Source organism: Rhizorhapis suberifaciens (genome assembly GCF_014200045.1).
Classification (GTDB): domain Bacteria; phylum Pseudomonadota; class Alphaproteobacteria; order Sphingomonadales; family Sphingomonadaceae; genus Rhizorhapis; species Rhizorhapis suberifaciens.
This window is the reverse complement of record NZ_JACHOV010000003.1, coordinates 307,765-319,876: the sequence shown is the minus strand read 5'-3', so window position 1 is coordinate 319,876 and position 12,112 is coordinate 307,765. Positions and strand designations below refer to the sequence as shown.

The 12,112-nt window shown below is 58.5% G+C and carries 16 protein-coding genes, 1 tRNA gene and 1 pseudogene; 4 read left to right on the top strand and 14 right to left on the bottom strand.

Going from position 1 to position 12,112, the window contains the following annotated elements; genetic code table 11:
* Window positions 1–444: 444 nt before the first annotated feature.
* On the top strand, window positions 445–1,488 hold the full coding sequence (locus tag HNQ99_RS05725; protein WP_184474665.1) for a helix-turn-helix domain-containing protein: 1,044 nt from the start codon (window positions 445–447) through the stop codon (window positions 1,486–1,488).
* Between the two features lie 31 nt (window positions 1,489–1,519).
* Here HNQ99_RS05725 and HNQ99_RS05720 read toward each other — a convergent pair.
* Window positions 1,520–1,717, bottom strand: a pseudogene (locus tag HNQ99_RS05720) (TetR/AcrR family transcriptional regulator); the annotation flags it as partial.
* Window positions 1,718–1,767: 50 nt separating this feature from the next.
* On the opposite strand from HNQ99_RS05720, the gene HNQ99_RS05715 reads away from it, so the two are divergent.
* Entirely contained in the window at window positions 1,768–2,055 is a 288-nt protein-coding gene (locus HNQ99_RS05715) for a phage portal family protein (protein ID WP_246414558.1), read from the top strand.
* Window positions 2,056–2,062: 7 nt separating this feature from the next.
* Here the strand turns inward: HNQ99_RS05715 and HNQ99_RS05710 are convergent, their stop codons facing one another.
* Complete coding sequence (locus HNQ99_RS05710) at window positions 2,063–2,356, bottom strand: addiction module antidote protein (protein WP_184474664.1); 294 nt, start codon at window positions 2,354–2,356, stop codon at window positions 2,063–2,065.
* A 45-nt stretch (window positions 2,357–2,401) separates the two neighbouring features.
* Entirely contained in the window at window positions 2,402–2,683 is a 282-nt protein-coding gene (locus HNQ99_RS05705; protein ID WP_184474663.1) for a type II toxin-antitoxin system RelE/ParE family toxin, read from the bottom strand.
* Between the two features lie 913 nt (window positions 2,684–3,596).
* Between HNQ99_RS05705 and HNQ99_RS05700 the strand changes: the two genes are divergently transcribed.
* Window positions 3,597–3,672 (top strand) — tRNA-Val (locus tag HNQ99_RS05700).
* A 61-nt stretch (window positions 3,673–3,733) separates the two neighbouring features.
* Here HNQ99_RS05700 and HNQ99_RS05695 read toward each other — a convergent pair.
* From HNQ99_RS05695 to HNQ99_RS16940, 10 genes are all read right to left on the bottom strand, one after another.
* Window positions 3,734–4,420: an RES family NAD+ phosphorylase gene (locus HNQ99_RS05695; RefSeq protein WP_184474662.1), complete on the bottom strand. Its 687-nt coding sequence runs from the start codon at window positions 4,418–4,420 to the stop codon at window positions 3,734–3,736.
* Window positions 4,421–4,858, bottom strand: a complete 438-nt coding sequence (locus tag HNQ99_RS05690; protein WP_184474661.1) for an antitoxin Xre-like helix-turn-helix domain-containing protein — start codon at window positions 4,856–4,858, stop codon at window positions 4,421–4,423.
* Window positions 4,859–4,912: 54 nt separating this feature from the next.
* Window positions 4,913–5,059, bottom strand: coding sequence for a hypothetical protein (locus HNQ99_RS05685; RefSeq protein WP_184474660.1), 147 nt, complete (start codon window positions 5,057–5,059; stop codon window positions 4,913–4,915).
* A 67-nt stretch (window positions 5,060–5,126) separates the two neighbouring features.
* Window positions 5,127–5,366 carry a hypothetical protein gene (locus HNQ99_RS05680; protein ID WP_184474659.1) on the bottom strand — a complete coding sequence of 80 codons (240 nt, stop codon included), beginning with the start codon at window positions 5,364–5,366 and terminating at the stop codon, window positions 5,127–5,129.
* 74 nt (window positions 5,367–5,440) lie between these two features.
* Entirely contained in the window at window positions 5,441–5,977 is a 537-nt protein-coding gene (gene msrA / locus HNQ99_RS05675) for a peptide-methionine (S)-S-oxide reductase MsrA (protein WP_184474658.1), read from the bottom strand.
* A 59-nt stretch (window positions 5,978–6,036) separates the two neighbouring features.
* Window positions 6,037–6,621: a 3-isopropylmalate dehydratase small subunit gene (gene leuD, locus HNQ99_RS05670; RefSeq protein ID WP_184474657.1), complete on the bottom strand. Its 585-nt coding sequence runs from the start codon at window positions 6,619–6,621 to the stop codon at window positions 6,037–6,039.
* Between the two features lie 103 nt (window positions 6,622–6,724).
* Window positions 6,725–8,164: a 3-isopropylmalate dehydratase large subunit gene (gene leuC, locus HNQ99_RS05665; protein WP_184474656.1), complete on the bottom strand. Its 1,440-nt coding sequence runs from the start codon at window positions 8,162–8,164 to the stop codon at window positions 6,725–6,727.
* 93 nt (window positions 8,165–8,257) lie between these two features.
* A complete protein-coding gene (locus HNQ99_RS05660) occupies window positions 8,258–8,860 on the bottom strand; it encodes a response regulator transcription factor (protein ID WP_246414556.1) in 603 nt (200 codons plus the stop codon).
* 306 nt (window positions 8,861–9,166) lie between these two features.
* Complete coding sequence (locus HNQ99_RS16450) at window positions 9,167–9,388, bottom strand: MDR/zinc-dependent alcohol dehydrogenase-like family protein (RefSeq protein ID WP_221232599.1); 222 nt, start codon at window positions 9,386–9,388, stop codon at window positions 9,167–9,169.
* Window positions 9,336–9,665, bottom strand: coding sequence for a zinc-binding dehydrogenase (locus tag HNQ99_RS16940; RefSeq protein ID WP_221232581.1), 330 nt, complete (start codon window positions 9,663–9,665; stop codon window positions 9,336–9,338). The genes HNQ99_RS16450 and HNQ99_RS16940 overlap by 53 nt, the downstream gene beginning before the upstream one ends.
* On the opposite strand from HNQ99_RS16940, the gene HNQ99_RS05650 reads away from it, so the two are divergent.
* Window positions 9,628–10,299, top strand: a complete 672-nt coding sequence (locus HNQ99_RS05650; RefSeq protein ID WP_322790320.1) for a zinc-binding dehydrogenase — start codon at window positions 9,628–9,630, stop codon at window positions 10,297–10,299. The genes HNQ99_RS16940 and HNQ99_RS05650 overlap by 38 nt on opposite strands.
* Before the next feature lie 18 nt (window positions 10,300–10,317).
* On the opposite strand, the gene HNQ99_RS05645 is transcribed toward HNQ99_RS05650, so the two are convergent.
* Window positions 10,318–11,652, bottom strand: a complete 1,335-nt coding sequence (locus HNQ99_RS05645) for an MFS transporter (protein ID WP_184474653.1) — start codon at window positions 11,650–11,652, stop codon at window positions 10,318–10,320.
* Window positions 11,653–12,112: the final 460 nt, after the last annotated feature.

Genomic DNA, 12,112 nt, shown 5'->3' with positions numbered 1-12,112 from the left:
AGAACAACCATTGCCCCGGATGCGGCCGGAGCCACTGGATCGTCGGCCGCTTATTGGCCGAATGCGCCTTTTGCGGCACCGCGTTGCCGCTGGAATGCTATTCGGGCAGCCTGGGGGGCGAACCACGTTTTGCCATCGGTCCTCTGGCAGCTTGATTACTGACGATCGTTCAAGTGAAAGGGCGGCGGCTTCGTTGCACCGCACCTAAAAATTTGTCCATAACGGATGCACGTCCACTCTCCTCCGGATTGGACCCGCACACCCCCCATTTCGGCCTTAGTTAAACCGCCGCAATCGAAACGATCCCCTTAATCCTTCCTTTTTTTGCTGCTCGCCCCTGCAAATCCGCCATCATTATCTCCATAATGGATCGAAGCGGATAGGATCGGACCGCCGATTTCCCGCAATATAGCGGGCGAACAAAAGTGGCACAGGAGGCATTAGGTGAACGAACAGGGGATTATGACCGGACTGCAGGAAACGCCTTTGGGCGGCGGGCATGGTCAATTCGCTGCCGCAGCATTGCAGAATGCGTTGGCCGGAGCACTTGATGCCCGACCCTCCGCGCTCATTATTGCCGAAAGGTCGGAGGACCGCGAAAAGCTGGCGCGTATGGCCGATGCGGTGGGGGCGCGGCTGATCGGCGCATTGGATCTGGAGGCCGGACTCGAACGGCTTGACGTGATTGCCGCGGTGCGGATCCTCGTCGTCCAGGCCGAAAGTTCCGGCAGCACGTTTTCGCGGCTGCTGGTCCGCCTGCAGCAGCTTGCGGATACGGATGACTGCCAAGTAATCATAGCGGTATCACCCGGCCTGGTCGATGAAAGTTTCGCCATGCTGTCCACGCCAATGGCTCAGTTGCTATGTTCGCCCGAAGATGCCGATCTTACTGCCGCCCTGGCCCTATCGGTCCGGCCAGCTACAGCCGCCGCATTCCACGACGTGGGGAGGGAAAGCGAGGCAGTTCGCCTCCAGCGCCTGTCGGAGGAGGTAAGCCGGATCGCCCGCACTTTGGCCAGCCTTTCCGGTCGGGATTTGACGCCGTCCCCAACGCACGCCGAAATGCTGAGTGAACCCGATAGCGGCCACTATATGGGTGAAGCCAGCCTCGATATGCCGCGACGCCCCTCGCCTCCCGCCGTTACCGCGCGGGAATTGCGCGAAATGCTGCGGCTTCGTCGACTGCGGGATCAGTTTTTTCCGGGAGAAATGTTCGCAGACCCGGCCTGGGACATGCTGCTCGACCTGATGGCGGCGCGGCTTTCCAACCAACGGGTATCCGTATCCAGTCTCTGCATCGCCGCCGCCGTGCCAGCCACCACAGCATTGCGCTGGATTCGAGCGCTGTCCGATAATGGACTCTTCCTGCGGCAGGCCGATCCCGCCGATGGACGTCGCGTGTTCATCGCCCTGTCTGAAACGGCAGCAGAGGCGATGACCAGTTATTTTACCGCTGCAAAGAAAGGCGCCGAAGCCATCATGGTTTAACCCTTGCTCAACCCGGAACATTTCGCAGGCATCACCGCAGCATGGTGTCGGCAATTATCTCCCGCCGCTCTGCGAGTGTTTCTGGCGATCCCATGTCCCACGCAAAAATTCGTGAAAAGGTGTGACGGTTCGAAACATTGTAGAAACACAATGCGCTGATCGACATGTGCAAGTTGATCGGATCGATCCCGGTTCGAAAGGTGCCATCGGCAATGCCGCGTTCGATGAGCCTACCAGATTGCGCATGATGGCGCGATTGCGTGTCTTCATGCTGTCCAGATGACCGAGGGTTTCGCCGGCATGGTGCAGGACTATTTGGTCATGGGGAACGCCTATGTGCAGGAGGTGCGCAACCGGCTGAGCGGTGTCATGCGGCTTGACCATTGCCTGGCAAAATATACGCGACGCGGCGTGGTGCCGGGCCGTTTCTGGTGGGTGCCGGGATACCGCAACCAAAGCGAGTTCGCGCCGGACACGGTGCATCAGCTGCTCGCGTCCGACATCAATCAGGAGATCTACGGCCTGCCCGAATATCTGCCGGCCCTGCAATCCGCGCTGCAAAGATGAATGAGACTTAGGGTTGGACCGCCGTTTCAATCCGCATTCTAAGGCCCAGCGCGGGAAGCACCTTCAGCATCGTTTCGAGCGTCGGGTTTCCTTCCGCGCTGAACGACTTGTAAAGCTGTTGCCGCTTGAGGCCGGTTTCATTCGCGAGTTCGCTCATCCCGCGCGCGCGGGCGACCATGCCGATCGCGGCGGCGATCACATGGAAATCGCCGGTGGCGACGGCATCGGCCAGAAGCTCGGCCTGATCCTCCGGTTCGGTGATATGTTCGGCCGCGTCAAAGCGGCTGAGTTCGATTGTCATGGTGTGCCCTCCTTGGCTTTACCACAATGAGGCTGCTCAGGGTATCTAAGCGGCCATTTCCTTCGCCTTTGCTATATCCCGCTGCTGAGTGGACTTGTCGCCGCCCAGAAGCAGGATGATCAACCTATTGCCCCGGCGCGTGAAGTAGAGGCGGTATCCGGGGCCAAAGTCGATCCGCGCTTCAGAAACGCCGTCGCCTACCGCCCTAACGTCGCCCATCAGGCCCAGTTCAATTCGGGCGATCCGCGCGGCGATCTTGGACTTTGCCTTGCGGTCGCGGAGGTCATCGAACCATTCAGCGAAGGCGGGCGTTTGCTGCGTTTCCATGTCGTCATTTATAAGTGACACATGGCTAACTGTCAACTTTTAAATGACACCTTATCGCGTAATTATCTTGCGCGCGCGGTCACCAACGCTGATCCGAGACTGGATTTACCCCCGCCAGTCTGAAGAGAGCCGGAAAGGACGCGAGGCGGGCATCCGGAGCCATGGGCCGCGCCGCAACCCCAACGCGCGCGCTTTTTTCCCCGCCTCGCCCGCGCACTTTTTATGTCCCTTTTGATGCACTGCCCCACCCCACCCCTGTGGCTCAGCTCCAGCGCGGTAGCGCCAATGGCAAGCGATATATGCTGATGCATTTTGATGCAGCTGTGGCCCCACACTTCGTTCGCCCCAGCGGTTCCGCATCAGGAAAAATTCTGCTGCAGCGCTGCCGATCATGAGGGAGGGGGCGAGAAAGAGCAATATCCGAAACCAAGCCTCGCCACCACCATGCAACATACTGACTTTACAATATTCTTGTAGTTGCGCGCCCAGGATAACGAAGCGTCACTCCTGCCTCGGAAAAGTGTAATCCCCGCAGAAATCCTAGCCTCTTCAAATATCAAATGTTGCGTTTTCCAAATGTAACCTGATTGCGTGGAAGTTACGCCGGATGTTGCCGGAAAGATGGCGGTTTTCTGTCAATGTTACAAATGTTGCGTTTTTTCCGATACCGGCCACGCCGTGAAGGCCGAGGGCAATTGTATATAGCTCTGGCGAACTCCTTGATCCTGATCTGACAGAGACTGTCGTTGCTCGTCATCGATCGACGGCCGCTTGCAATGACGATAGCGCATTTGGCTTCGGGAATAGTTCGGGACTCTCAGGTCCGATCTTTTCCGCTCGTCGCTGTTCCGTTCCACAATTGCGCCCTTGACCACAGGCCAAATTTCCCTAGAAGCAGCGGGAATCCCACAGGGGGCGATTAGCTCAGTTGGTAGAGCGCCTCGTTTACACCGAGGATGTCGGCAGTTCGAGCCTGTCATCGCCCACCATTCCCGATCGGCCTGTTAAACCGCGCAGAAACCTCGGTCAGCTCGTTGCCGAATGAGCATCCTATGCTGCCTTCTCAATTTCCGGTTCAGGAGATCCGCGCCAGGTCATCCTGTACACATCGCCTTGCGCAACCGACTGCACCGCATGCGGAAAAAGCGCTGCAATGCATGTGCCCCCGGAATGTCTGACGGAAGGATAAATGATGCCATTCAACCCCTTCGCCCGAGCAGCGTCTGCCAAGGCATTCCCTGCGGGATAGCCGATCGCCCTGTTCGGATTAAGAGCCATATGGTCAGTGTGCGAGCGCAGATCGACAAATTCTCCCGCGAAGCTGGCGAATAGTTCGGCATAGTCGACGACCGCCTCAAAGACGCCGGTCGCGGCAAGTGCCTCCGTCAAGTGGAAGCGTACCTCGATCAGGCTCGTCTCCAACTCCAGTGCCGCATACCAGGCCCCCCGGTCAGCGCTGTTGAATCGGTTCGGTTCCCGTGGCTTGGCATAAGCGAATGCCGCATTGATGAAATGGGCGTGTGGCACACCGTAGACGAGTTCATAAGAATGCATTTCGCTAGTCCCCCGAGCCTGAGCGACCAGCCGATTGCTGGTGGCCCCTTCGATTTCTGCCAAGGCTTCAAGAGCTTCGGCGTCCACCAAGCCCAGCAAAGCCGATTCCCGCAGACGCGCCGTCGTGACCAGCCTTATGGTTCTTGGCAAAGCGTCCCGGATTATCGGCAGCCCATCCAGCACCTACATTCCGCCCCGAACCGCGTCGACGTAACGGCGCGTCTCCAGCATCAAAGGAATGCCCCCTTCTATCATGGCGTCGACGGGACTTTTCCGCTGGAATATCGACCCCCGGTTCGGCAGCTTTGGCCAACGATCCGCCATGGCATCGGCGAAAAGCAGATGAAGGCCTTTATATACGCCAATCGCGGCCGAGGCGCGGGTAAGCTGATCTTGCGAAAGCGGCTGATCCCATACGCCTCGCTTGATACGATCCCAGGTGCTTTCACTTACGCCGAGGAGTGCGGCGGCCTCGCTGTTCGACAATTCCCACTGCCGAACGATCGATCGGAACGCCCTGAGCGCGACGCCGGAAAGTCGTGCACGATCTTCGCTCCTGGAAAATGTCTGGACGTCAACAGGTGATAGCGGAGCCTCCGCAAATTCAGCGACCTCTGCCATTCGCCCTCTCCTTTCACCCATTATATATTCCGTCAATTGACGCGACGTCAACCGTCAATTGACGGCGAGTGCCTTTACCAAGGATTTCTGGCCATCCGTCGCCCGCGCGCTCCCTTCGCGCGGCGTTCTCGATGGTGGCGATAGCGGGTTGGCCTTTATCAGCGTAACAGCCTGCACGGTGCGGCCGAACAGCGCCGCCATTCAACCGGCCGAGCATCGCGATGTTTTGGGATAAGCGAGAGGCCATTCACTCTTTGAGAAAGGGACTTCAACAATCCCGATATCCAGCCTCCTCGCAGGCCTTCTTCCGCTCCCGGGCTTCACGCGCCTCCCGTTGCCGCATTTCCCGCCCATAGTTGCGATCCGATTCGTCCTGACTTGTCGTCGCCCAATCGGCGGCCTGGGAGGTGGCCTTCACCGGCATGGTGGCCACGTTCAGCGCTGTCTTTGCGATGCATCCAGGCAGCAGCAGGGCGGCGGCAAAAACAAGGGGTCCGGTCTTCTGCATGGGCATCTCCATTCCGTCAGCAGGACTACCCGCGTTCAACTAACAATCGTCGATGAGCCGATCATGAATGCACATCAATCCGGCCTCACCCTCTCGGCGAACTTCTTGCGCAGCTTTTGCAGCTTGGGGGGAATGACGGCCATGCAATAGCCATTGCGGTTGCCCACACGGTCCCAGTAGCGCTGGTGATAATCCTCTGCCGGATACCATGTAGCCAAGGGTTCGATCTGGGTAACGATCGGGCTCGGCCATTCCGCGCTTGCCCGTTCGATCGCCGCACGAGCATCCTGCTCTTGTTGTTGTGAATGGGGGAAAATGGCGGAACGATATTGCGTCCCCACATCATTGCCCTGGCGGTTCAGCGTCGTCGGATCATGAGTCGCGAAAAATATGTCCAGCAGATCGCCATAGCCGATCTGTTCGGGATCGAAGAGGATGCGAATTGCTTCTGCATGCCCGGTGTTCCCGGTACATACCTCCTCATAGGAGGGATTGAGCTTGCCGCCGCCTATATAGCCACTCTCAACGCTGGTGACGCCCTTCAGACTGTTGAAAACGGCCTCGGTGCACCAAAAACACCCTCCCGCAAACGTCGCCGTTTCCTGCGCCATATCTCGCCCTCACGTCAAAGAATGGCAATAAGATAGGGAATGGAAGAAGGTTGCGCCAGTCAGACCGTCACTGGCCGCAGCCAGGAAGGCTCCTTCATTTCGAACTGCCCAATGATCGGCGCCTGTTCGAGCGTTAATCCCACCTCATCCAGTCCTTCTTTCAGGCAATGCCTGCGGAAGGGATCGATCGAAAATTCAAAGCGATCCTGGAATGGGGTCGTGACCGTCTGCGTTTCAAGATCCACATGTATGGTATCGGTCTTCGCTACCTCCAACAGCCGATCGACGGCCTCCTGGGGCAGCGCGACGGTCAGGATTCCATTTTTGAACGCATTGCCTGAAAATATATCGGAAAAGCTGGGAGCGATGACAGCCTTCACGCCCATGTCGCTGAGCGCCCACGCGGCATGTTCCCGGCTGGAACCGCAACCGAAATTGTCCCCCGCGATCAATATCGGCGAACCCTTATATTCCGGATCGTCGAATACATTGCCGGGATCCTGCCGAAGCGCCTCGAAAGCGCCGACGCCAAGGCCATTGCGGCTGATGGTCTTCAACCATTTTGCGGCAATGATCATGTCCGTGTCGACATTCTTCATGCCAAAGGGATAAGCGCGCCCCTCGATCGTCGATACCGGGTCCATTATCGCTTGCCCTCCACCGTTTGCGGAGCCGCCCTGCTGCCCGCGGTAATGGCCATGGCGCCACTGATTATCGTTCCCAGAAGCAAGAGATACCAGGCCACCTTCATTCCGAATTCCTCATTAATTCCCGCACGTCGGTCAACCGTCCGGTCACGGCTGCGGCCGCCGCCATTGTGGGCGAGACCAGATGCGTTCGCGCGCCGGGCCCCTGCCGGCCCATGAAATTGCGATTGGACGTGGAGGCGCACCGTTCGCCGCTCGGCACCTTGTCGGGATTCATCCCAAGGCAGGCCGAACAGCCCGGTTCCCGCCACTCAAACCCCGCTTCTGTAAATATACGGTCCAGCCCTTCAGCCTCAGCTTGCCGTTTTACGAGTCCTGAACCCGGCACGACCAATGCCTGCTTTATGGAACCAGCAAGATGACGGCCCTTCAGCACGGATGCAGCGGCGCGCAAATCTTCGATCCGGCTGTTGGTGCAGCTTCCGATGAAGATATGCTCAACGGCCACGTCCTGCATCTTTTGGCCCTTGTGCAGGCCCATATAGTCGAGCGCCTTCAACGCGGCGGCTCGTTTGGAGGCGTCCGCGAAGCTCTCCGGATCAGGCACTTCGCCCGTGATCGGCACGACGTCCTCCGGGCTGGTGCCCCAGGTGACATTGGGCGCTATGTCGGCCGCGTTGAGTGTGACGGTGGCGTCGAACTTCGCGCCTTCGTCGGTCGGCAATGTCTTCCAATAAGCAACGGCCGCGTCCCAATCCGTTCCCTGGGGGGCCATCGGACGGCCCTTCAGATAGGCGAAGGTCTTTTCATCAGGGACAAACAAGCCGGCGCGCGCGCCACCCTCGATCGACATGTTGGAGACGGTGAGGCGTCCTTCGATCGACATATCTTCAAAGGTACTGCCGCGATATTCGATGACATAGCCGGTGCCGCCGGCAGTACCGATCTTGCCGATAATGGCCAGTATGACGTCCTTGGGACTGACGCCAAAACCAAGAGGTCCGTCCACCCGTACTTCCATCGTCTTCGATTGTTTGAGCAGCAGCGTCTGGGTCGCCAGCACATGCTCCACTTCGCTGGTGCCGATCCCGAAGGCCAGGGCCCCCAGCGCGCCATGTGCCGCAGTGTGGCTGTCGCCGCAGACAAGGGTTGTGCCTGGCAAAGTGAAGCCTTGCTCGGGCCCTATCACATGGACAATGCCCTGTTCCACATCTGTGGCGCCGATATATTTCACGCCGAATTCCGGCGCATTCCGCTCCAGCGCGGCCAGTTGCTGGGCGCTCTCCAGATCTTCAATAGGAATGCGATTGCCAGCGGCGTCGATCCGCGGCGTCGTGGGCAGGTTGTGATCCGGAACGGCGAGCGTCAGGTCCGGACGACGCACCTTGCGCCCGGCAAGACGGAGACCCTCAAATGCCTGCGGGCTGGTCACCTCATGCACAAGGTGACGGTCGATATAGATAAGGCAGGTGCCATCCTCCCGCCGATCAACGACGTGAGCGTTCCAGATCTTTTCGTAAAGTGTCAGTGGTCCAGTCATGGCTGGGTCACTAGCGTTTCACGTCACGTAATTAAAGGAAATTGCGCTATCGCGCTTGGTAATTTTGCTGCTCGTGCGCGTGACTGGGGAAGTTCAGCGATCGGGCCCCATCCGTTGCAATTCGTCGTGAAGGGCCTGGATCGATTGCACCAGGCGCGCGCGATCCGCGTGAAGTTCTTCCAGTTCAGCTCTGGTTTCGCCCAATTCAATTGCTCGACGGGCGATGCGAGCGTCCAGCAATTCATTGTGACGCGCAAGAATGTTCATCTGATCTGCCCGAGCAACCAGGCGACGAATGCGAATATCGAGAACATCGAAATCAAAAGGCTTTACAATATGATCGTCGGCGCCTTCAGACAGGGCCACCACGGCAGCATGGCTTTCCGCCCGTCCAGAAATCATGATGATCATTGCGTCAGCCAGAAGGCCCGATGCCCGCATCTTCTTCATGGTTTCGATGCCCGACAAGGCCGACATCGTCATGTCGATCAGGATGACGTCAAAACGCTGCGCCTGCATTTGACTAAGTGCGACAAAGCCGTTTTCGGCGAGCACCACATCATGTCCCAGGTGCGACAGCCGGCGTCCCATGACGCTGAGGGCAGTAGCCTCCTCATCCACGATGAGCAGCCTGATCCGGCGTGACGCGCCCGAATCGGTCCGCGTGTTTCCATCTGTTTCCCGCTGATCCGGCATGGATTCTCGTCCGAATATCCGCATTGGTCCCACCTGCTTGAGGTCCTGAAGAACCTAAGCGGAACCAGGCTTACAAATGGTTAACGTGTTGCTTCCGGACCCCACTCTCCACGCCCAACATGGATCTGAAGTCAAAGGACGCAAAGCTGCTCCGGAATGCCTGCGTGGACCAAGCAGATCACTTTGGCCCGAAGGAATTTTATATGTTATTTGGCATATGATGAAAAATTGTGCTGCCGGTGAGGATTGACATCTTCTCACCGGTCTCCATCCCTGGGCCGCAAAATCCGCTTATCAACCGATGCTCTAGCGAAGCTTGACAAGCAGCTTACCGAAGTTTTTGCCCTTGAGCATGCCGATGAACGCATCAGGAGCCTGCGGGAGGCCTGTCACGACGTCCTCGCGATAGCGGATAGCGCCATTCGCAATTCCAGCACCGACCTCTTCCAGAAATGCCGGATAATATTCCATCAGGTCAGAGTTGATGAAGCCGCGAAAGGTTATGCTCTTGACCAGAATATCGCGCATGAAAGCAAGGAATTGATCCGGTGCACCGGCGGACTCCTGAATAATGGGCGACCAGGCCACACACCGGCACGCGGGCAAATTGGTTGAGCAACGGCAAAACAGCCGCAAGCACCCGGCCGCCGACATTCTCAAAATAGACGTCGATCCCATCGGGGCAAGCCGCGCTCAACCGCGCCTCGAAATCCTCTGCATAATGGTCAAGAGCTACATCGAAGCCGAAATCATCCAGAAGCGCGCGCGTGAAAGGCGAATGGCTGATTCCGCTGCCCGAAGGCATAAGCGGCGCCCAGGCCATGGCTGTCGGCACCGCAGGCTACACCGCGATGCTCGCCTTGATGGCGATCGAGCATCAGGGCGTCACACCAAGCTATGGTCCGGTTATCGTTACCGGAGCGGCGGGCGGTCTCGGCTCGATCGCTATTGCTCTGCTCGCAAGAGCGGGCTGGCATGTCATCGCCTCCACGGGCCGGGCAAGTGCAACGGACTATCTCAAGGAACTCGGCGCGACCGAGATCCTGGATCGTGCGGAACTGGCCGGATCAGGCCAGCCACTCGCCAAGGAGCGTTGGGCCGCGGGCGTTGACTCGGTCGGATCCACGACGCTTGCAAGCGTCCTTGCGAGCACAAAGTATCGCGGTGCCGTCGCAGCCTGCGGCCTGGCTGGCGGGATGGATCTGCCCTCGTCGGTGGCGCCGTTCATCTTACGTGGTGTAAGTCTGCTCGGTATCGACTCCGTCATGGCGCCGAAAGCACTTCGCCTGGAAGCCTGGAGACGTCTGGCCCGAGAGCTTGACCATGAGAAACTCGCCGCCATGACCACGACGGCGGGCATCGAGGACGTTATCCAGCTTGGTCATGAGATTCTGGAAGGTCGAATCCGAGGGCGGGTCGTGATTTCCATGAGCCATTGAAGATCCGGGACCGAACAACTAGATGCGGGCACCAACGACAGGGAAGCCGGCAATCGCTTCACGTTCGAAATCGGCGCGTATCCACCAGAGCAGTAACAGGCCAAATGCGCTGAGCGCTCCGCAGACGGTCGCCAGTCCCCCAGTCAGGCCGTGGAGCATATCGCCCAGCATCGGGACAGCGACCGGAACCACGCCTGCGCCCAACAGCGTGAGGCCCATGTACAGCAACGCCACAAATGTCCCCCTCATCCGAGCGGGCGCGACCTCCTGCATGGAAACCACGATATTGGTGACGCCACCCAGCCCTGCGGCCGAACCCAATCCAATCAATGCCAGCCGAACCACTGGGTCGGGCAGCATCAAGCCGATGGACAACGATGGAAAGGCCATGGCCATACAAGCCATGGTGACCAGAATGACGGCATCCATGCGCCCCCGTGCTTTCACGCGGGAAGTGATCCAGGGTACTCCCATCACCCCGAGTATGCTCCCCACGAAAACGACCGGGCCATAGGCCGATCCGGCCTCTACCGCAGACCAGCCAAAATCCCGCTTGAGCGACTCTACCGTCCAGTAATTGAGCGCGTAGCAGAACCCTCCCGCGGACGCGGTGGTTAAAAAAAGCCCGGAATACATTTTTTTGTGGGCCGCGATCTGGCGGATGACATCGCGCTTTGTAACCGCATGCGCCTGGCCATGCTCGTTCGTCCGCTGCGGCTCGCGGGCCGTCAGCAGAAACAGGATGGACAAAGCCAGGGACGGCAGGCCCACCGCAAGAAGCACAAGTTGCCAGATCTGCATGTCGATCTGAACGCCGCCGGCCTTCGCAGCTTCGATGCCCGCGATGATTAGGGCGCCGCCGGAAAACGCCAGGGGCGGGCCAATTAGGCCAGCGGTCGTGTAAAGGCTCGCGGCCAGACTGCGCTTTTCACGCGGAAAAAGATCGCCGATCATCGAATGCGCCGCTGGCGTCAGCACCGCTTCACCGGCAGCGAGACCCAGTCGGAGCAAGACCAATATGACGTAGCTGGCGGCAAAGGCCGATCCGATCGTGCAAAGGCACCAGATGATCGCACCCGCGGCGATCAGCAGTTTGCGGTTGCCTTGATCGGCTATGCGGCCTGCCGGTACGCCCAGAAACGCATAGACAATGGCAAAAGCTGTGCCGACCAGCAAACCGATCTGTATATCGTTGAGCTGAAACTCTGTCTTGATCGGGCCGATCAGCAGGATGAGAATATTTCGATCGACCAGCGAAAATGTATAAAGCGCCGCCAACATAAAGAGAACCAGCCATGGCCCAGCGCCAACCTTTAAAGAACTGGGCGCTTCAGTGCTGATGGACGCGTGCATTTTCTCTACTCTCCCTTGCGGCATTCGCAGTCTTATTTTTCAACCATCGGTGGCAGGGTAAATTGATTACCCCACAAAGCATCGCGGCGAATGCCGCGGCAAACGAGGAATGGATAGGCCGTTCCGAAGAACGCTCGCTACGCCGTCAAACGGAGTTCCGCATCGCCCGTCCGGGATGTGCACGAAGGAAGGGGCGATCTGACGAACCGCCAGTGGAAGTCAGCGCGACGCCGTCGCCAAGATTTTCCGCTTAGTATGATCCATCGCTGCATCGGCCTCCAGCCGTTCCGCTCATTCTGCCCCGAGGCTTATCCAGTGACAATATGAGACACAGCTCTACGGTCTAGCAGATTAATTGAATCGCCATTTTAAAGGACAGATCACTAGATTTGCAGTAGCCAAATCGCCGCCACCGCGTCGAGTTCCGGTCGGTAGACGCCTTTGGCAACGAGTTTGCGTT